General features: G+C 63.3%; 21 protein-coding genes and 1 riboswitch. Of the genes, 13 read left to right on the forward strand and 8 right to left on the reverse strand.

Translation table 11 applies throughout. The features are described from left to right. Positions 1-133: 133 nt before the first annotated feature. Positions 134-1,054: a LysR family transcriptional regulator gene (locus tag V6766_RS19345; RefSeq protein ID WP_448469231.1), complete on the forward strand. Its 921-nt coding sequence runs from the start codon at positions 134-136 to the stop codon at positions 1,052-1,054. Here V6766_RS19345 and V6766_RS19350 read toward each other — a convergent pair. Beyond that, positions 1,034-1,732, reverse strand: coding sequence for an RES family NAD+ phosphorylase (locus tag V6766_RS19350; protein ID WP_448469233.1), 699 nt, complete (start codon positions 1,730-1,732; stop codon positions 1,034-1,036). The genes V6766_RS19345 and V6766_RS19350 overlap by 21 nt on opposite strands. A gap of 8 nt (positions 1,733-1,740) precedes the next feature. Further along, positions 1,741-2,154 (reverse strand): MbcA/ParS/Xre antitoxin family protein, encoded by a 414-nt coding sequence (locus V6766_RS19355; protein WP_448469235.1) that lies wholly within the window; start codon positions 2,152-2,154, stop codon positions 1,741-1,743. Positions 2,155-2,307: 153 nt separating this feature from the next. On the opposite strand from V6766_RS19355, the gene V6766_RS19360 reads away from it, so the two are divergent. Then, positions 2,308-2,661 carry a DUF6665 family protein gene (locus tag V6766_RS19360; RefSeq protein ID WP_448469237.1) on the forward strand — a complete coding sequence of 118 codons (354 nt, stop codon included), beginning with the start codon at positions 2,308-2,310 and terminating at the stop codon, positions 2,659-2,661. 93 nt (positions 2,662-2,754) lie between these two features. Here the strand turns inward: V6766_RS19360 and V6766_RS19365 are convergent, their stop codons facing one another. Beyond that, positions 2,755-2,928, reverse strand: coding sequence for a YdcH family protein (locus tag V6766_RS19365; RefSeq protein ID WP_448427838.1), 174 nt, complete (start codon positions 2,926-2,928; stop codon positions 2,755-2,757). A 254-nt stretch (positions 2,929-3,182) separates the two neighbouring features. Between V6766_RS19365 and purE the strand changes: the two genes are divergently transcribed. The 4 genes from purE to V6766_RS19385 all read left to right on the forward strand — a co-directional run bounded on the left by purE (position 3,183) and on the right by V6766_RS19385 (position 5,677). Then, positions 3,183-3,692, forward strand: a complete 510-nt coding sequence (gene purE / locus V6766_RS19370; protein WP_018064353.1) for a 5-(carboxyamino)imidazole ribonucleotide mutase — start codon at positions 3,183-3,185, stop codon at positions 3,690-3,692. After that, a complete protein-coding gene (locus V6766_RS19375) occupies positions 3,689-4,762 on the forward strand; it encodes a 5-(carboxyamino)imidazole ribonucleotide synthase (RefSeq protein ID WP_448469239.1) in 1,074 nt (357 codons plus the stop codon). Before purE ends, V6766_RS19375 begins: the two co-directional genes overlap by 4 nt. 127 nt (positions 4,763-4,889) lie before the next feature. Then, positions 4,890-5,015, forward strand: coding sequence for a type B 50S ribosomal protein L36 (gene ykgO / locus V6766_RS19380; RefSeq protein WP_018064355.1), 126 nt, complete (start codon positions 4,890-4,892; stop codon positions 5,013-5,015). Positions 5,016-5,083: 68 nt separating this feature from the next. Further along, positions 5,084-5,677, forward strand: a complete 594-nt coding sequence (locus V6766_RS19385) for a hypothetical protein (protein WP_448469241.1) — start codon at positions 5,084-5,086, stop codon at positions 5,675-5,677. A 6-nt stretch (positions 5,678-5,683) separates the two neighbouring features. Here the strand turns inward: V6766_RS19385 and V6766_RS19390 are convergent, their stop codons facing one another. The 3 genes from V6766_RS19390 to V6766_RS19400 form a co-directional block, all read right to left on the reverse strand. Further along, positions 5,684-5,887 (reverse strand): hypothetical protein, encoded by a 204-nt coding sequence (locus tag V6766_RS19390; protein ID WP_448469243.1) that lies wholly within the window; start codon positions 5,885-5,887, stop codon positions 5,684-5,686. A gap of 155 nt (positions 5,888-6,042) precedes the next feature. Then, entirely contained in the window at positions 6,043-6,984 is a 942-nt protein-coding gene (locus V6766_RS19395; RefSeq protein WP_448469245.1) for an ABC transporter substrate-binding protein, read from the reverse strand. A 30-nt stretch (positions 6,985-7,014) separates the two neighbouring features. Continuing rightward, entirely contained in the window at positions 7,015-7,770 is a 756-nt protein-coding gene (locus V6766_RS19400; protein ID WP_448469247.1) for an ABC transporter permease, read from the reverse strand. Positions 7,771-7,836: 66 nt separating this feature from the next. Continuing rightward, positions 7,837-7,938, reverse strand: a riboswitch (TPP riboswitch). Between the two features lie 214 nt (positions 7,939-8,152). Here V6766_RS19400 and V6766_RS19405 point away from each other — a divergent pair. Next, positions 8,153-9,481 (forward strand): sugar porter family MFS transporter, encoded by a 1,329-nt coding sequence (locus V6766_RS19405; RefSeq protein ID WP_448469249.1) that lies wholly within the window; start codon positions 8,153-8,155, stop codon positions 9,479-9,481. A 102-nt stretch (positions 9,482-9,583) separates the two neighbouring features. On the opposite strand, the gene V6766_RS19410 is transcribed toward V6766_RS19405, so the two are convergent. Then, on the reverse strand, positions 9,584-10,642 hold the full coding sequence (locus V6766_RS19410) for a lysine-2,3-aminomutase-like protein (RefSeq protein ID WP_448469251.1): 1,059 nt from the start codon (positions 10,640-10,642) through the stop codon (positions 9,584-9,586). A gap of 204 nt (positions 10,643-10,846) precedes the next feature. On the opposite strand from V6766_RS19410, the gene ehuR reads away from it, so the two are divergent. From ehuR to V6766_RS19425, 3 genes are read left to right on the forward strand one after another with little or no spacing between them, the layout of a single operon-like run. After that, positions 10,847-12,235, forward strand: coding sequence for a MocR-like ectoine utilization transcription factor EhuR (gene ehuR, locus V6766_RS19415; RefSeq protein WP_448469253.1), 1,389 nt, complete (start codon positions 10,847-10,849; stop codon positions 12,233-12,235). 4 nt (positions 12,236-12,239) lie between these two features. After that, the gene (gene fdhD, locus V6766_RS19420; protein ID WP_448469254.1) at positions 12,240-13,052 is read left to right on the forward strand and encodes a formate dehydrogenase accessory sulfurtransferase FdhD; all 813 of its coding nucleotides are present in this window, start codon (positions 12,240-12,242) and stop codon (positions 13,050-13,052) included. Beyond that, the gene (locus tag V6766_RS19425) at positions 13,042-13,617 is read left to right on the forward strand and encodes a nucleotidyltransferase family protein (RefSeq protein ID WP_448469256.1); all 576 of its coding nucleotides are present in this window, start codon (positions 13,042-13,044) and stop codon (positions 13,615-13,617) included. Before fdhD ends, V6766_RS19425 begins: the two co-directional genes overlap by 11 nt. Positions 13,618-13,672: 55 nt before the next feature. Here V6766_RS19425 and V6766_RS19430 read toward each other — a convergent pair whose 3' ends face one another. Further along, positions 13,673-14,233 (reverse strand): GcrA family cell cycle regulator, encoded by a 561-nt coding sequence (locus tag V6766_RS19430; RefSeq protein ID WP_448469258.1) that lies wholly within the window; start codon positions 14,231-14,233, stop codon positions 13,673-13,675. 381 nt (positions 14,234-14,614) lie between these two features. On the opposite strand from V6766_RS19430, the gene V6766_RS19435 reads away from it, so the two are divergent. From V6766_RS19435 to V6766_RS19445, 3 genes are read left to right on the forward strand one after another with little or no spacing between them, the layout of a single operon-like run. Further along, positions 14,615-15,796, forward strand: a complete 1,182-nt coding sequence (locus V6766_RS19435) for an acetylornithine transaminase (RefSeq protein WP_448469260.1) — start codon at positions 14,615-14,617, stop codon at positions 15,794-15,796. 41 nt (positions 15,797-15,837) lie between these two features. After that, positions 15,838-16,758 (forward strand): ornithine carbamoyltransferase, encoded by a 921-nt coding sequence (argF, locus tag V6766_RS19440; RefSeq protein WP_448469262.1) that lies wholly within the window; start codon positions 15,838-15,840, stop codon positions 16,756-16,758. Between the two features lie 31 nt (positions 16,759-16,789). Then, entirely contained in the window at positions 16,790-17,779 is a 990-nt protein-coding gene (locus V6766_RS19445; protein WP_448469264.1) for an Hsp33 family molecular chaperone, read from the forward strand. Positions 17,780-17,925: the final 146 nt, after the last annotated feature.

Consider the following 17,925-nt stretch of genomic DNA (forward strand, 5'->3'; position numbering starts at 1 on the left):
AAAACGGGCGAGATGCATGGAAAACCAACCTTGAACAAATTGCGTGATTTCAAATGTTGCGCATTTCCTTTTGTTGATCAAATGCCGTTTTCGCGCGATAAAATGCAGGAAGTGCATATTAGGAGGCGTCGACGTGCGGCTTGAATGGCTCGAGGATATCATGGCGGTGGTCGAGACCGGCTCATTCAATGCGGCCGCCGCCCGCCGCAACGTCACCCAGCCTGCCTTCTCCCGCCGTATCCGGGCGATCGAGGAGTATGTCGGGGCCGAACTGTTCGACCGCGAGCGCAAGCCCGTCGGCCTCAAGCCATCGATCTCGGCGGAGCAAGAGGAGATCAAGCGGCTGGTCTCCGAGATGAAGGACCTGCTTTACGAACTGCGCCGGCAGGGGCGAGAGGCCAACAACCGCATCGTGATCGCCAGCCAGCACGCGATCACCACGTCGCGCGCGCCCGGCATCATCGAAACCTTCTCGAACACGATCGATGTCAGCGTGCGCCTGCGCTCGGCTAATCGCGATGAATGTCTGGCGCTGTTGATGACCAAGCAGGCCGATCTTCTGCTGAACTATCAGTCCACAGCCGAGGCGGCGGCGGAGACCGAGGATTATCTCGAACGGGTCAATCTTGGCACGGAAGCCTTTATCCCGGTGTTCGCCACGCATGGTCTCGGCGTGTTGAACGACAGCTATGCGCGCGGCGAACTGCCGGTGATCGCCTATCCGAGTGATGCGTTTCTGGGCCGGATTTTCAACGAGGAGGTCATGCCGCAGATTCCGAGCGGCGAATTCGTCCGCCGCAAGGTCGAGACCGCGCTGACGCTGGCCGCGCTGCAGTTTGCGATCAGCGGCGTCGGCGTCGCCTGGGTGCCGGAAAGTATAGCCAGGGACGCGATCCGCGCCGGCCTGCTCTTCGACCTCCGCGACGTGCTGCCCCATACGATGCTGACCGTGGCCGCTGTGCGCCTTGCCGGCGGACACACAGATATTCAGGAGCTTCTCTGGGCGGAAATAAAAGCGTTGCGCCAGCCTGCGCTAATCGACGACGGCGAATAGCTCGCCGGTGCTCAGATTCTTGACCGTGGTGACGTTCGCGCCGTCCCAGTAATAGGAAAAATGCTGTCCTTGGCTCGGAATGCCAGCGACGTCCGGCCAGAACAGCGCCACCGCCGAGCCGTCAGGATACCGGACGCTGCCATAGAGTATGCCGTTCGCGTTTTCCGCATGAAGTCTGGCGCCGATCGCCTGAGACTTGCGATAATCGTCGGGGTCATAGAGTTCGGAAAAACGCGTGCGGTCCCGGACATCGTGAAGATCGGCGTCAAGCGTGCCGACGAGTTCGCGAAAATCGGAGGTCCAGCCCGCCGCCTGATCTGTGGCCGCCATGAAGACGGCATGGTGATGTATGGTCTCGAACAGCGCGACCTCGATCCGGTCGCCGGCATAATAGACGCCGAACGAACCATCGCTGAACCGGCTCGGCCGATCCGTCGAGGTATGGACGAAGGGCGCCATCGCCCAGGACGCGCCTTCGCCGGAAACCCGCCGTTCGGGCGGCACCAGATCAAGCATGCCGACGCTTGTGCTGACGCGCGGATTGGTCTTGGCCTCAGCCGAGAGAATCGCGTCCCAGTCGGCGGGGTCGGCGATATCCTCGAACAGATCGATCGGGGGAAAGCGGGAACGGATGATCCGGTGGGTCTTTGCCCACGTGACGCGCAAAATGTCGGGCATGGTCAAGCTCAGCCGCCCCGGACGCTGTCGAGATAGCGCCGGACCCGCATGATATCGGTCAGTTCACCGCCAAGCATGATGTCGAGCGCCGATGCGCCGCCGAAAGCCGCGTTTTCCCGCCGCACCCAGCCATAGACCCGCTCTGCATCCGTGAAGATGATCCGGAGCGCCTTGTGAATGCCCATCAGGTTGGAAAGCCGGGCTTTGAGATCGCGCGGAATGCGCCCGATATCGCCGCCCTTCCAGCGCGCCCATGTGCGCGGCGACAATCCGCCCAGCAGAATGCAGGCCTGGCTGTCGCTCAATTCCCAGCGCGAAAACAGATTGACCGCCGCCCGTGCCATCGCCTGCCCTTCCGCCTCGGTGATCTCCGGGGCGGAGTTCTGATGCGCGGTCTTTTCGATCACTTGAAGCTGGGGCATTGCTAATCTCGTTTTTGCCTTTTGGCATAATATAGGAATTATGATGCCATATGACAAGACAATCGAATATTTTCGGTCGGATCGCTTTGGTTTGGTACCCTTGACCTCGCGCACTCGCCTTCCAATCTTCGGAAGAGACGCAAGGAAAAGATCATGGCCCCCAAGAAACCGATATTGCCGGGCACGAGCAGCAGGCCGCTTGATCCCGATCTGGACGCCCTTCAATACGAGATCATGCAGGAGACGGCGCAGGCGCTGGGGCGGATCGGCGGACGGTTGGAGGAGGCGCTGGCGGCGCTCAGACGCCACGACGAGACGCCGGGCTCCAATCAGGACCGCGATGAACTGGTGCAGGCAGCGGCCGACCGTGCTTTCGCGCTGTTCATCCAACGCGATTATCTGGGGCTGCGCACCGATCACCATCTGAAATCGACCTATGACATACCGCGCGAGGTGATGCTCAGGATCGGGGTGATGAAGAAGCAGGAGAAGGGCGGCGAGACGTGAGGATTGCGCAGGTTTCGAGCCGGTGATCAGGCACGCGTCGCGCAAACAAAAACGCCCCGGTTTTTGCCGGGGCGTTTGAGGACAGAGGGTGTCTTAAGTAGCGGAGTGATGGAGGCGTTCAATCTCGTCTTTCAGGTGAAGTTTCCTGCGTTTGATCGATGCGATTTCCTGGTCGGGGCTGGACGGCGAAGCCATTACGTCGTGAAGCTTCCTCTCAAGTTCCGAATGCTTTTCCTCGAGAGCGGCAAGATGCGTCTGAACTGTCATTGCACACGTCCTTCCTTTGGTTTCGCGCCGCCGGATGCGGCGCCTCGTCATCAAAGTGCAATGTAAGAATGCCATGATCGAAGACGTTTGTCGAAGGCGGAAATGTGATTTTGTCGCGGCATTTTGCCCAAGGCACGCCTGATCTTCCCGGCGCTTTGCTTTTCACCGAAAACGATTGATGCTAGAGCGTGTTTCGCTCGAAACGACGCATGGTCGGCGCGTGCCACATTCGTCGAATTTGTTGAAACAATGGAATGCCGATGAGCCCGATCAAGAATCCGCCTGTCGCCATCGTCATGGGGTCCCAGTCCGACTGGGAAACGATGAAGAACGCTGCTGACATTCTCGACATTCTCGACATCGATTACGACGCGCGGATCGTCTCCGCCCACCGCACGCCGGACCGCATGTATGAGTTCGCCCGCAGCGCCCGCGCCGAAGGTTTTCAGATTATCATTGCCGGCGCCGGCGGGGCAGCGCATCTGCCGGGCATGATGGCGGCGCTGACGCCGCTGCCGGTTTTCGGCGTGCCGGTGCAGTCGCGCGCGCTCTCCGGCCAGGACAGCCTGTTGTCGATCGTGCAGATGCCGGCGGGCATTCCGGTTGGAACGCTCGCCATCGGCAAGGCCGGCGCTGTCAATGCGGCGCTTCTGGCGGCAGCCGTTCTGGCGCTGGCCGATCCGGAGCTTGCAGGTCGGCTCGATGAATATCGCGTGCGCCAGGCGGCAAGCGTTGCCGAATACCCCATCGACAAGGACGAATGAGTTTCATGAAGACCATCGGTATCATCGGCGGCGGTCAGCTTGGCCGCATGCTGGCCATGGCGGCCGCCCGGCTTTCGATCCGCACCGTCATCCTGGAGCCGCAGGAAGATTGCCCGGCCGCCCAGGTCGCAAACCGCCATATCGTGGCGGCCTATGATGACGAGGCGGCGTTGGTTGAGCTCGCTGGCGCTTGTGAAGTCATCACCTATGAATTCGAGAATGTGCCGGAGAAAAGCGCCGCGCTTCTGTCGGCCGAACGGCCTGTCTATCCGCCGGCCCGTGCGCTGTCCGTCTCGCAGGACCGCCTCACCGAAAAGACCTTCCTCAACGACAGCGGCATCGCCACCGCCGGTTTCCGGGCGGTTGATACCGCTGAGGACCTTGCGGACGCGCTTGAGGCGTTCGGTGGACGCGGCGTGTTGAAGACCCGCCGCTTCGGCTATGACGGCAAGGGGCAGTGGGTGTTTGACGGCAGCGACAATGATCCGGAGGCCGCCTTTGCAGCGCTCAATGGCGCGCCCGCGATCTTCGAAGAGTGGATCGATTTCGATCGCGAAATCTCGGTGATCGCCGCGCGCGGCATGGACAGCACGATCGTCTGTTTCGATCCGGCTGAAAATGTCCACCGCGACGGCATTCTGCGGACGTCCACCGTTCCAGCCAGCGTTTCGCCGGACATTGCGGCGGCCGCCGTGAAGGCGGCGGAGCGGCTGCTGATCGGGCTCGATTATGTCGGCGTGCTGGGGCTGGAACTGTTCGTCGCCCGCGACGGCAGGGTGATTGCCAATGAATTCGCCCCGCGCGTTCATAATTCCGGCCACTGGACCGAGGCGGCCTGCGTCATCTCGCAGTTCGAGCAGCATATCCGCGCCGTTTGCGGCCTGCCGTTGATCGACCCCGTCCGCCACAGCGATTGCGTGATGCACAATATCATCGGCGACGATATGGACCGGATTCCGGAGTGGATGACGACCGAAGGCGCGCTCGTGCATCTCTATGGCAAGGCCGAAACCCGGGCAGGGCGGAAAATGGGCCATGTCACCGTGCTGGAAAAGCGCCGCGACGGTTGACTTGGCGGCGATCATTCGCTAGGTAGCGGCCACTGACGGGCGCGCTTTTTCAAGGCGCGCCTTTGAATATCAATACTGACCGCCTTTACTGATCAGTCGAGAGCGGCACAAACAGCGGATCGAAAACATGAAGATCAAGAATTCGCTCAAGGCGCTCAAGTCCCGTCACCGGGAAAACCGTCTGGTGCGCCGCAAGGGCCGGGTATACATCATCAACAAGCAGAACCCGCGCTTCAAGGCCCGTCAGGGCTGAGAAAGTCAGCGCATTATCTGTTTGAATTTTCGCCATGACGGGATACCATTCCCGTCATGCGCTTTTCCGTGTCTGCCATTCTGATCCTCGCCGCCCTGGCCATTGCCGGCCCGCTGCCCGCGTTTGCGCAGGGCAATGCCGCGGATGAACAGATTTCCGAAATGCCCGACTCGGTTGTCGAGGCCGATCCGCTGGACAGGCTTTATGATCGCCTGAAACGCACAAGCGACGCCCGGCAGGCGGCGGATCTCGCCCGTCAGATCGACGAATATCTCGATCGCTCGCCAAGCGCCACGGTTTCCCTGCTGATCGAATGGTCGGATGATTCGGAGAATAACGGCCGCACTGCCGCCGCGCTCGATTTCCTGTCGGAGGCGATCGCGCTGAGGCCGGACGAGGCAGCCCCCTACCGCAAGCGCGCCGTGCTCCATTACACCCATGGCGATCTCGAACGCGCCATGGACGATATCCGCACATCGCTGTCCTTGGAGCCGCGCGACTTCGGCGCGCTCGGCCTGATGGCGACCATCCTCGACAGGACCGGGCGGCAGGAGGCCGCGGTTGCGGTCTGGCGGCGCTATCTCGAATTCTATCCCGCCGACCGCGATGTCGCCGCTTTTGTTGAAACCACGCTCAATGAGCGGGCGGGCAAGCGGATTTAGCCGATTTCAAAAATGCATGACGTGGCGCAGCACCCGGTAGAGCAGGTGGAGCGCGAGCAGCGCGGCGCCGGCGGCCAGGACGAGGTGGGAGAGCGGGGTCAGGAGACTGCCCTCGATGGTGCCCGCGACGTCGGGATATTGATAGAGCAAGATGCGGATGGTGAGGCCCGCAAGCCCGACCACCACCAGCACAAGGCCGGCAAGTTTCATGATCCGATCTCCTGTCGTGAAGGGATAGAGATCGGTCTTTGGATGGCGGTATCGCCGCAATTGTCGTCACAAAAGACCGAAACAGCGAGGCGGCATGCGCGCCGCCTCTTTCAATTCTTTATAATGTGCTTTTGTGGCGATTTAAGGCCGGTCTGTTATTCCTGCGACAGTGAGACCGAGATTGTATCGACCGGCGGCGCTTCGGAGATCAGCCCGTTTTCCGCCATGAATGCGCCGAAACGCTCGTAGCGTGCGGCATCGGAGGCGCCGGGGCGCTTGGCGAAGCGGACGACGGATTCGGCGAAGGCCTGACGGTTCAGTTCGTCGTCGAGATCGGGATAGGCCTTGGCAAAGCTCACCCATGCTTCCTCCGGATGGTTGACGATGAAGACCGTCGCCTTTTCCACAGCTTCGAGGAAGCGCGGCAAGCGATCATCGTCAAGCATGTCGCTGCGGGTCACGTAAATCAGCTCATCATAGACCGGCACGCCATGCTCTTCCGGGAAGAAGGCCTTGCCCTCGTGGCCGGCGATGCGCATCTGCGGCAGTTCGATGTTGCGGAACGAGCCGATGGTCGCGTCAACCTGGCCTGACAGCAGCGACTGGGTGAGCGCGAAGTTGACATTGATGAGCGTGATGTCGTCCCTGGAGAGGCCCGCGTTCTCCAGCATCGTGGCCACCACCGCATCCTCGATGCCTGCCACCGAAAAGCCGATCTTCTTGCCCTTCAGGTCGGCGACGGATTTGATCGGTCCGTCTTTCAGTACCGTCAGCGTGTTGAGGGGCGTCGAGACCAGCGTGCCGAAGCGGACGATATCGATGCCGGCCTCGTGGTCGAGATAAAGATTGGGCTGGTAGTGGATGCCGATATCGACCTTGCCGGTCGCCACCATGCGCGGCACCATGGACGGGTCTGATGGCGGCAGCAGTTCCACATCGAGGCCTTCGTCGGCGAAATAGCCGTTCTCCTGGGCTACCACCAGCGGCCCGTGGTCGGGGTTCACATACCATTCGAGGATCACGTCGAGTTTGTCGGCGGCGCTCGCCAGCCCGGGAGCCAGGGCAAGAGCGGCGACGAATGCGAGTTTCTTCAGCATGTCATTCTCCTGTTTATCTGAGCCGGCCGCTCAATCCTCATGCGACCAGCGGGTGAAGAAGGGAGCGGCGAGATCCACCGCCTTTCGAAACAGCACGGCCTCGAGCGCAAGGATCAGCATGGCGGCGAACACGGTGTCGCTCTGCATGCGGGCGTTGGCCTGGACCATGAGAAAGCCGAGCCCGCCGGCAGACCCAACCCATTCGCCGACCACCGCGCCGAGCGGGGCGAGGGGGGCGGCAATGCGGAGGCCGGAGAACAGATGCGGCATCGCCAGCGGCAGACGGATATCGCGTAGCATCTCGAAATGGTCCGCGCCATCGAGCAGGGCCGCAGCCACGATTTCCGGATCGGTGCGCCTCAACCCGTCGGCGAAGCTGGAGGCGACGGGGAAGAAAACGATGATCGTCGTCATCACCACCTTGGAGGCGATGCCGAAGCCGAACCACAGAACCAGCATCGGCGCGATCACGAACACGGGAAAGGATTGCAGAACTACCAGAACAGGCCAGATGAACCGTCCGATGCGGGGAAAGGCGGCAATGAAAATCGCCGCCGACGCGCCGAAGATCGCGCCCATGGCAAAGCCCGCCAGGATTTCCCTGAGCGTCACCAGAGCTTCCCTGAGCAGCATCGCATGGGCGGTCTGGAATTTTGCCAGCACGGCAAGCGGCGGCGGCAGGATATAGCGCGGCAGCTCGCCGAAAACGATGATCGCCTGCCAGAGCACAAGAAGCCCGGACACGATTGCGAAAAAGGTGAGTGCCGCTGAGAGAGTACGCTTCAATCCCGCTCTCCCCGGCTAAACCGGGCAGCGGAGGCGTCAATAGAGGCTGATTTTCTGGGCGTGTCGCTCAAGACCAAACTCCGTTCCTACGCCGGCATAACCCGGATCAGGTTCAAGGGTTCGGCCATCGGCCATCTCAGTGTCACGGACACACCCCTCGGATGCGTCTTCTATGCCGCGCGCCGGCGCGCCGGTCAAGGGGCTCGGCGGCGAAGTCGGGAACGCCGCTAATATAAACGCTAAGGTCCAAAAGGATTTGACAACGGATGCCGTTTCGACTTTCAACTTTTGGTATAAGGCCGTTTGCGGTTTTCAGCGACGGTTCAAAAACGGGGTCACAAGAGGGGAAGGCGGCAGCCGCCGCCCAAGCGGAGGAAAACCCATGCTCATCGCCATCGTCATTGTGGCAGCGCTGTTCGGCATGCTCTTCGGTTTCGACCAGGGCGTGATTTCCGGCGCTCTGCCGTTCATCAAGCAGGATTTCACGGTTTCGCCCTTCATGGAGGGCGTCATCACCTCGGCCGTGCCGCTCGGCGCGGTGGCGGGCACCGTGCTGGCCATGGTCACCACCGATCGCTACGGGCGTAAGCCGATGCTGATCCTCGGCGCGCTGATCTTCCTGGTCGGTTCGCTGATTTCCGCGCTTGCCTTCAACCAGTATGTTCTGACACTTGCCCGCCTTCTGATCGGCGTCGGCATCGGCGCCTCGGCAATGACCGCGCCGATGTTTCTGGCGGAAGTCGCGCCGGCGCGCATTCGCGGCACCATCGTCTCCGCCTTCCAGTTGATGATCACCATCGGCATCATGGTGTCCTACATGTCGGATGCGGCCTTTGGCGGTTCGGGCGACTGGCGCTGGATGATCGGCGTCGGCGTGTTCCCGTCGATCGTGGCGCTGATCGGCATCCTGCTGTCGCCGGAAACACCGCGCTGGCTGACGCTGAATTCCAATGCCGACAAGGCGCGCGATATCATCGCGAAGCTGCAGCCGGAATCCTCGCCCGCCGAGGTCGACGAGATCATCGCCGAGATCAAGGAGAGTGCCAAGGACGAGGAGGCGACCCCGGCCTGGAGCACCTTCCTGAAGCGCGGCATCCTGCCGGTGACGAGCTTCGCGATGATCGTGTTCGTGCTGCAGCAGCTTTCCGGCATCAACGCGATCATCTACTACGCCCCGGAAATCTTCAAAAATGCCGGCTTTTCCGGCACCACGACCGATCTTCTGGCCACCGTCGGCATCGGCGTCGTCAATGTCGCGCTGACCGTCGTCGCGATGTATCTGGTGGAAAGCATGGGCCGGCGCAAGCTCTTGATCCTCGGCTTTATCGGCACCGCAGCGTCGATGGCGCTGGTAACCGGCGCGACGATGATGGATGTCGCGGCAACGCCCTATCTTGCCATGATCGGCATCTTCGCCTTCATCGCCTTCTTCGCCGTCAGTCTCGGCCCGTTGCCCTGGCTCTATATGGCGGAGCTGTTTCCGCTGCGGCTCAGGTCGCGCGGCATGGCGCTCGCCTCCGTCGCCAACTGGTTCTTCAACTTCCTGGTGGCGCTGGTGTTTCCGGATCTTTTGGCGGGCATCGGCATTGTCGGAACCTTCGCGATCTTCACCTTCTTCTGCGTGGTCGGCATCGTCTACGCGATCGCCGCGGCGCCAGAGACCAAGGGCATTACGCTGGAGGAAATCGAGGCGCGCACCGTCGGCGCGTGAGGGCGGCAGCGCCACCCCTCCAAACGAAGCGATCCTCGCCCTGGCCTTCGCTGAGGGCGAGGCGAAACGGAGATGACGCAGCCGGCAGGGCCAGACTGGCGCTCACCGCCAGTCGGAATAGGAATGTTTTCCGCCCCGGTAATCCGTGACGTCGTATTCGGCCTCTCCGGTTTGCTCCAGATAGGAAGGGCCGATTGGCGCCTTGCCGGCTCCGCCCGGAATATCGAGCACATAGGTCGGCAGGCAGAGCCCGGAGATCGCGCCCTGCAGCGCCCGCATCAGCGCCTGGCCGCGCGCGATCGGCACGGCGAAATGGGCGACGCCCTTGGCCTTGTCGAGATGGTGGAGGTAATACGGCTTGACCCTATTGGCGAGGAGCGTCCTGAACAGGGTCGCCAGCGTTTCGGCATCGTCGTTGATGCCCTTCAGCAGAACCGTCTGGGCAAACAGTGGAATGCCGCCATCGGCAAGGCGTGCGAGTCCGCCGCGCACCGCCTCGGTCAGCTCGCGCGGATGGTTGACGTGAGCGACGATATTGACCGTCTTGCCCGCTTGCTTCAGTGCATCGACAAGGCCGTCGCTGATGCGCTCCGGCGTGACCAGCGGCGCGCGGGTGTGGATGCGGATGACGGCGACATGGTCAATCTCGCCGAGCGCCTTCATCAACGCGGAAAGCCGGCGGTCGGACAGAACCAGCGGATCGCCGCCCGACAGGATCACCTCCCAGATGTCGTCATGCGCGCGGATATAGTCGAGCGCTGCGGCAAGCTCGTCCCGGTCAAGCGCCGCTTCCGGCTCGCCCACGGTTTCACGGCGGAAGCAGAAGCGGCAATAGACCTGGCAGGCGTGTGTCGGCTTCAGAAGTACCCGGTCGGGATAGCGGTGGGTAACGCCCTTTGCCCGCTCGAACGCGCCGTCGCCGATCGGGTCCTCCATCTCGCCGTCATAGGCTTCAAGCTCGCGGCGATCCGGCACGAACTGGCGCGCCAGCGGATCATCGGCGGCCACCGTGTCGATCGCCGACAGGATATGGGCCGGGATACGGATGCGGAAATCTTCGGCAACGCGCGCGATATCGCCCGCCGCATCCGCCGGCACGAGCCCGCGCGCCACCAGCGCATCGGTGTCGGTTATCGCGGTTTTCGCTTTGCTGTCGGACATAGCCGCCCCGTCGCCGGTTTCGTTCGGGGCGTTCTAAACGGTTTGCAGCGCCAAGCAAAGCCGGTCCGGTCCGCCGCGCTCTTTTCCAAAACCTGCCAGGTGTTTCGAAAGCGTTAGGCATTTCACGGCTTTGGCATTGCGTTTCCGCAATCCGCTTTCCGCCGCGCGCTTGTCATTCTCCCGGATTTGCCCCACCATCCGGAGATGACAAAATGGCGCCCGAATCCCCGGCTGATCAAGCGGCCGGCTTATCTCTCCATTGCCGAACAGATCGCGGCCGCCGTGCGCAGCGGCCTGCTGATCGACGGCATGCGCCTGCCGCCGCAGCGCGAGATGGCGGCCGATCTCAAGGTGTCGGTGCAGACCGTGAGCCGCGCCTATGAGGAGTTGACGCGGCGCGGCATGGTGGTCGGCGAGGTCGGACGCGGGTCCTATATCAAGGCGGAACCTGTGGCCCCCGAGCGGCCCTACCTCACCGAGGGCGGCAGCGGCGTCATCGACCTTTCGATCCTGAAGCCGGTGTGCGAGAGCCGGAGCCTCGCCAAGTTCCGTGCAGCCTTTGCCGATCTCGGCGCGACCATGCCGCCGGAACTGGCGTTTTCGATGATGCCCAACGCGCTGTTCCAGCGCTACCGCATGGCCGGCGTCAACTGGCTGGCCGCATGCGGGCTGAAGGCGCCGGCCCATGGCGTCACGGTCACCAACGGCTCCAGCGATGCGATGACGGCGGCATTCATGAGCGTCGTTCCCGCCGGCGGTTCGCTCGCGGTGGAGGCGCTGACGCATCCGATGGTGCGCCCGCTCGCCGGTTATCTCGGCATTGATCTCGAAGGCGTGGAGGTGGATGGCGAGGGCATCGTGCCGGCCGCGCTGGAAGCCGTTGCCGGCCGCAAGCGGCTGAGGGCGATCTTCCTGCAGCCGTCCGCCGCAGGCCCGCAGGCGCTTGTGATGAGCGCGCCGCGCCGCCGCGCGATCGCGGCGATTGCCCGCAGGCTCGATCTCGCCATCATCGAAAACGATGTGCTGGGACCGCTCGTTGAAAACCGCCCGCCGCCGGTCGCCGCCTTCGCGCCGGAGCGCACGGTCTACATGACCGACCTGTCGAAGAACACGATTCCCGGCTTGCGCTGCGGCTTCGTGGCCGCGCCGGATCGCTTTGCCGCCGCCGTTTCCAACCGGTATCTCGCGGCGAACTGGGTGGCGACGCCGGTGATGGCGGAAATCGCCAGCCGCTGGATCCTCGATGGCACCGCGATCGAACTCGTCAATTGGCAGCGCCAGGCGCTGATGCGCCGCCGGGCGATCGCGGAAAAAGCGCTCGCCGGCATCGCCTGCCGCATGACGCCGGGCGCGCTGCATGTCTGGATACCGCTACCGGAGGGCCTCACCGAGGCGGCGATGGTCGAGCGGGCGAAAAGCCGGGGTGTAGCGGTTGCGGCCGGATCAAGCTTCCATGTCGGCCGCGCCGCCGCGCCGCCGGCGATCCGCGTGGCGCTCGCCGCCTCGAGCGAGCTCGAACTCGCCTCGTCCCTGGCGCTGGTCGCGGCGATCCTGAAGGGCGAGCGGCAACTGCCCAAACCGGTGATGGTGTAAGGCGATGGCCGGAGCCCCCCTGAAGCCGCTGTTCACCCATGGAAGCCGGGACAATGCGGCCGACCGGCCCCTTGCCGAAGAGATGGCCGTGGCGATGAGCTATGGCGGCTCGACCCATGCGGTGATGATGGCAACGCCGGATGATCTCGTCGATTTCGCCTATGGCTTCAGCCTGACGGAAGGCATCGTCAGCGATCCTCGGGAGATCGAGGCGGTTGATATCGTTGCCTTCGACAAGGGCATTGATGTGCAGATCACGCTGCGGGCGGACCGCTCCGAGGCGCTCGCCGCCCGCCGCCGCTCCATGGCCGGGCCTGTCGGCTGCGGGCTTTGCGGGCTGGAGAGCATAGAGGCCGCGGTGCGGGATGTGCCGAAAATCGCTGCCCAAGACTTTCGCCAGCGGGTTGACGAGGTGAACGCCGCCGTGGAGGCGCTGTCGCGCGCACAGCCGCTGTTTGCCGCCACCCGCGCGGTGCATGGCGCGGGCTTCTATCGTCCGGGTGAGGGCATGCTGACGGTGCGGGAAGATGTCGGCCGCCACAACGCGCTCGACAAGCTGATCGGCGCCCTGGCGCGTGAGGGCATTGAAGCAAGGGCGGGTGCGATTGTCGTCAGCAGCCGGCTCTCGGTGGAAATGGTGCAGAAGGCGGCGATTGCCGGCAGCCCGGTTCTGATCGCGATCTCCGCGCCGACGGCGCTCGCCGTCGAGACGGCGGAAGCCGCCGGTCTGACGCTGATCGCCACGGCGCGCGGCGACGGCTTCAGCGTCTACACCCGCGCCGAACGGATCGTGACGGCGGGGTCCGATGAAGGTTGAATTATCAGAGATCATTGCGGCGGTATCGGACAGCCCGCTTATCAGGCCGCTTCTTGAGAACTGGCGCCTGATCGATCTTCCGGATTGCTGGCTGGTGGCCGGCGCGCTGGCGCAGACGGTCTGGAACCGCCGCTTCGCCATGGACCCGACGCACGGCATCGCCGATATCGATATCGTCTATTTCGACCCCAACGACCTGTCGGAGCGGGCGGAAGCCCGCCATGCCGCCCGTATCCGCGCGGCGTTTTCCGCTCTACCGGCGTGGATCGACGTAAAGAACCAGGCGCGGGTGCACCTCTGGTACGGCGACCGCTTCGGCTTCGACATCGAAGCATATGACAGCGTCTCGGAGGCGATCACAACCTTTCCGACCACCGCCACCGCCATCGGCATAAGACCGAAGGCCGGCGGCTTCGCATGCGATGCGCCCTTCGGTCTCGCCGATCTCCTCAACGCCGTCGTGCGCCCCAACAAGACGCAGGTCTCCCGCGAGGCGTATGAGAACAAGGTTGAGCGCTGGAAGGCGCTGTGGCCGGACCTGACGGTGATCGGCTGGGACGGGTGAGGGCGTAACAAAAAAGCGCCCGAAGGCGCTTTTACAGATGAGGTCTGCTGCGGTTTCACCCCGCCCGGCGGCGGTCGCTGACGGGTTGATAGGCGAGCTTGGCGTGGTAGCTGCAATAGGGGGAATTCTCCTTCGCATCGCAGCCGCAGAAATAGAAATCGTCCTGGGTCGGGTCGCCGACCGGCCATTTGCAGGTCATTTCGGTGAGTTCGGTGAGCGCGACCTTCTTCATGATCGGCACGACGACATTGTCAGGGTTCGAGCGGGGGCGCGCGGCCGGAACGCTATCGGCTTCGACCTCCTGCTTGAGCGCGGTGGCGCCGGCGGTGCGCGGCGCGGATGGCGTGCTCTGCGGCGGGGCGGCCGGGCGGCGGCCGGCAACGCGCGAGGCGAAGTTCGGCGCGCGCGGCGGGGCGGTGTTGCGCGCGGTCGCGCGGGGCGCTGCCTGCGCAGGCGCGCCGCCGCTCTTGGCGCGGCCGGGCAGCGAAAGGCGATGCACCTTGCCGATCACGGCATTGCGGCTGACGCCGCCGAGTTGGGTCGCGATCTGGCTGGCGCTCAGGCCCTCCGACCAGAGTTGTTTGAGTTTTTCGACGCGTTCGTCTGTCCAGCTCATATGTCGTCTCCGGCTATTGCGGGCGGAATCCGGCGTCGTGCTCCGAAACGTGTCCGAAACAGGAAGAACTCGCCAATCCGGGTAATCAGATCCGCCGCTTGCAGTACTCTGTTGGCTCGTAAGGTAGGCCCATGGTCGGGGCGTGGCAAGGTTACGGGGAATCGCGCGAATCGTTTTTCGCGGTTTTCCCCAACTTGGTGATTTTTGTGCTGGCGGGGGCGAAAACGGCGTTGGATTCGCCCAAACGCCTTGCCGCCACCGCGTTTGTTGACATTGGAGGCGGACATGACAATATAAGGCCTGCCGCCGCCTCAAGGCGGCATTTTTAATTTCTGCGGGCGTTGAAAGTCGCCCTTGTCATCTTGTCGGAGTTTTACCGCCATGTCCGGTGTATCGCCTCTTTATAATACGTTCGCCAGAATACCGCTCACTTTCGAGCGCGGCGAAGGCGTTTGGCTGATCACGGACAAGGGCGAGCGATATCTCGACTTTGCCGCCGGCGTTGCCGTCAATTCGCTTGGCCATGCCCACCCGCATCTGGTCGCGGCGCTGAAGGATCAGGCCGAGAAACTGTGGCATGTCTCGAACCTCTATCAGGTTGCCGGCCAGGAAAAACTGGCGGAGCGGCTGACGGCGGCGACATTCGCCGACAAGGCGTTCTTCTCCAATTCCGGCGCGGAGGCGCTGGAGACGGCGATCAAGACCGCGCGGCGCTATCATTATGCCAAGGGCCATCCGGAGAAGATCGACATCATCACCTTCGAGGGCGCGTTCCATGGGCGGACGCTGGCAACGATCGCGGCCGGCGGTCAGGCGAAATACATGGAAGGCTTCGGCCCGAAGGCGCCGGGCTTCGTCCAGATTCCGGCCGGCGATCTCGATCTGCTGAAGGAAACGATTTCCGATACGACCGCCGCGCTGATGATCGAACCGATCCAGGGCGAGGGCGGCGTGCGCACCGTCGACAAGGCCTTCCTTCAGGCCATGCGTGCGCTCTGCGATGAGCACGGCCTGCTGCTGATCTTCGACGAGGTGCAGACCGGCGTCGGGCGCACCGGCACGCTGTTCGCCTATGAGCAGACCGGCGTTGCGCCGGATATCATGGCGATCGCCAAGGGCATTGGCGGCGGGTTTCCCGTTGCCGCATGCCTTGCGACGGAAGAGGCCGCATCCGGCATGGTGCCCGGCGTTCACGGCACCACGTTTGGCGGCAATCCGCTGGCGATGGCCGTCGGCAATGCGGTGCTGGATGTGGTGCTGGAAGACGGCTTCCTGGAGCATGTCAGGGACGTGGGCCTGGTGTTCAAGCAGGGGCTTGCCGAACTGAAGGACCGCTATCCGGGCGTGATCGGCGAAATCCGCGGCGAAGGCCTGATGCTGGGCATCAAGGCGGTCGTGCCCGCCGGCGAGCTGGCAGCAGCCATGCGCGAGGAAAAGCTGCTGTCCGTGCCGGCCGGCGATAACGTGATCCGTCTTCTGCCGCCCTTGACCGTCACGGTCGAGGAAGCGCGCGAGGGCCTTGCCCGGCTTGGCCGCGCCGCCGAAAAGCTTTCCGCCGCTTGAGCGCGCGCAAAACGAAGTTCTATCTGTGAAAGAGTAGTTCCATGTCCAATCCGAGGCATTTTCTCGATCTCTCCGCCGTTTCGAAATCCGCTCTGCGCGGCATTCTCGACGACGCGGCGAGCCGAAAGACCGCCCAGAAGGCAGGCACCGCGGACAAGCCTCTTGCCGGCAAGGTGCTGGCGATGATCTTCGAAAAGCCGTCGACGCGCACCCGCGTTTCCTTTGATGTCGGCATGCGCCAGCTCGGCGGCGAGACGCTGGTGCTGTCCGGCAAGGACATGCAGCTCGGCCGCGCCGAGACGATCGGCGACACGGCCAAGGTGCTGTCGCGCTATGTCGACGCGATCATGATCCGCACCACCTATCACGATCGGCTGCTGGAGCTTGCCGAAACCGCCACCGTGCCGGTGATCAACGGGCTGACGGATGCGACCCATCCCTGCCAGATCATGGCCGATCTGCAGACCTTCGAGGAGCATAACGGCCCGGTGGCCGGCAAGACCATCGCCTGGACCGGCGACGGCAACAATGTGCTGCACTCGTTTCTTGAGGGCGCAGGGCGGTTCTCCTACCGGATGAACATCGCCGTGCCGAAAGGCTCGGAGCCGGAGATGCGGTTCGTGGACTGGGCGCGCGCGGAAGGGGCGGAGGTCAACTTCTTCGATACCGCCGCTGAAGCTGTCGCGGGCGCCGATTGCGTGGTCACCGATACCTGGGTCTCGATGAACCAGGAGCACAAGGCGCGCGGCCACAATGTGTTTCAGCCCTATCAGGTCGATGCGGACCTGATGAAAAAGGCGAATGGCAACGCCATATTCATGCACTGCCTGCCCGCCCATCGCGGCGAGGAGGTGACTGACGAGGTGATGGACGGCCCGCAATCGGTCGTCTTTGACGAGGCCGAGAACCGGCTTCATGCCCAGAAATCCGTTCTGGCCTGGTGCCTCGGCGTCTTCGACTGAAGCGCCGCCTTGCCAGGCAAGGAGATGAACAATGCAAAATCTTGAAACGCAACTCGGCGAACTCGGTTTCGCCGGTGATGACATGGTTGTGCCCTTCCAGGTGGATGCGCTCGATGTGCGCGGCCGCACGGTCCAGCTCGGCCCGCTGCTGGACACCATGCTGGCGCGCCACGCCTATCCCGAACCCGTCGCCCGGCTGCTGGCCGAAGCGGTGGTGCTGACGGCGCTGATCGGCACCTCGCTGAAATTCGAGGGCAAATTCACCGTGCAGACCAAGGGCGATGGGCCGGTCGATCTGCTGGTCGCCGATTTCTCGACGCCGGATGCGCTGCGCGGCTATGCCCGCTTTGATCAGGAAGCGCTCGACGCCGCGATCGAGGCGGGAAAGACCGAGCCGGAAGCGCTGCTTGGCCGCGGCGTGCTCGCCTTCACCATCGATCAGGGCGGTTTCATGCAGCCCTATCAGGGGATCGTCGAGCTCGACGGCCGCTCGCTGGAAGAGATCGCCATGGCCTATTTCCGCCAGTCGGAGCAGATCCCGACGGCGGTGCGTCTCGGCGTCGCGAAGCTGTTTTCGCGCGACGAGGACGGCCAGCCGCGCGAAAGCTGGCGGGCCGGGGGGCTGGTGGCCCAGTTCCTGCCGCAGGAGCCGGAGCGCATGCGCCAGCCGGATCTTCACGGCGGCGACGGCGATGACGGCGTGCTGTCGCACGATCCGGACGATGCCTGGTCGGAAGCCCGGGCCATGGTGGAAACCATCGATCTCGACGAGATGACCGATCCGGAAGTCGGCGCGGAACGGCTGCTCTACCGGCTGTTTCATGAACGCGGCGTCACGGTCTATCCCGCCCACGGCGTCTATGACCGCTGTTCGTGTTCGCGCGAGAAAATCCGCGATGTGCTCGGCGCCTTCACGGCCGAGGAAATCGCGGAAAGCACCGAGGACGGCAAGATCACGGTGACCTGCGAATTCTGCTCGACGGCGTATGAATATGCGCCGGAGGAGTTCGGCCAGGATTGACACCCATCGAACCGCTCAGTTCAATTAACCATTGAATTGAGCGGCCCCGCATCGTATGCGTAAATGTGTTCCGCACAGGTCAATATAAAAATCCGGCGTGTCGCCGGACTGCCGGAGCATTCAGGGCTGACGGCGCGGTTGCGATC

The organism is Martelella sp. AMO21009, from assembly GCF_053484295.1.

What these genes read in the sequence shown, in the direction of transcription:
- V6766_RS19350 (WP_448469233.1), bottom strand. Translation starts at nt 1,732, where the DNA reads ATGCCCGACATTTTGCGCGTCACGTGGGCAAAGACCCACCGGATCATC.
- V6766_RS19355 (WP_448469235.1), bottom strand. Translation starts at nt 2,154, where the DNA reads ATGCCCCAGCTTCAAGTGATCGAAAAGACCGCGCATCAGAACTCCGCC.
- V6766_RS19360 (WP_448469237.1), top strand. Translation starts at nt 2,308, where the DNA reads ATGGCCCCCAAGAAACCGATATTGCCGGGCACGAGCAGCAGGCCGCTT.
- V6766_RS19365 (WP_448427838.1), bottom strand. Translation starts at nt 2,928, where the DNA reads ATGACAGTTCAGACGCATCTTGCCGCTCTCGAGGAAAAGCATTCGGAA.
- purE (WP_018064353.1), top strand. Translation starts at nt 3,183, where the DNA reads ATGCCGATGAGCCCGATCAAGAATCCGCCTGTCGCCATCGTCATGGGG.
- V6766_RS19375 (WP_448469239.1), top strand. Translation starts at nt 3,689, where the DNA reads ATGAGTTTCATGAAGACCATCGGTATCATCGGCGGCGGTCAGCTTGGC.
- ykgO (WP_018064355.1), top strand. Translation starts at nt 4,890, where the DNA reads ATGAAGATCAAGAATTCGCTCAAGGCGCTCAAGTCCCGTCACCGGGAA.
- V6766_RS19390 (WP_448469243.1), bottom strand. Translation starts at nt 5,887, where the DNA reads ATGAAACTTGCCGGCCTTGTGCTGGTGGTGGTCGGGCTTGCGGGCCTC.
- V6766_RS19395 (WP_448469245.1), bottom strand. Translation starts at nt 6,984, where the DNA reads ATGCTGAAGAAACTCGCATTCGTCGCCGCTCTTGCCCTGGCTCCCGGG.
- V6766_RS19405 (WP_448469249.1), top strand. Translation starts at nt 8,153, where the DNA reads ATGCTCATCGCCATCGTCATTGTGGCAGCGCTGTTCGGCATGCTCTTC.
- V6766_RS19410 (WP_448469251.1), bottom strand. Translation starts at nt 10,642, where the DNA reads ATGTCCGACAGCAAAGCGAAAACCGCGATAACCGACACCGATGCGCTG.
- ehuR (WP_448469253.1), top strand. Translation starts at nt 10,847, where the DNA reads ATGACAAAATGGCGCCCGAATCCCCGGCTGATCAAGCGGCCGGCTTAT.
- fdhD (WP_448469254.1), top strand. Translation starts at nt 12,240, where the DNA reads ATGGCCGGAGCCCCCCTGAAGCCGCTGTTCACCCATGGAAGCCGGGAC.
- V6766_RS19425 (WP_448469256.1), top strand. Translation starts at nt 13,042, where the DNA reads ATGAAGGTTGAATTATCAGAGATCATTGCGGCGGTATCGGACAGCCCG.
- V6766_RS19430 (WP_448469258.1), bottom strand. Translation starts at nt 14,233, where the DNA reads ATGAGCTGGACAGACGAACGCGTCGAAAAACTCAAACAACTCTGGTCG.
- V6766_RS19435 (WP_448469260.1), top strand. Translation starts at nt 14,615, where the DNA reads ATGTCCGGTGTATCGCCTCTTTATAATACGTTCGCCAGAATACCGCTC.
- argF (WP_448469262.1), top strand. Translation starts at nt 15,838, where the DNA reads ATGTCCAATCCGAGGCATTTTCTCGATCTCTCCGCCGTTTCGAAATCC.
- V6766_RS19445 (WP_448469264.1), top strand. Translation starts at nt 16,790, where the DNA reads ATGCAAAATCTTGAAACGCAACTCGGCGAACTCGGTTTCGCCGGTGAT.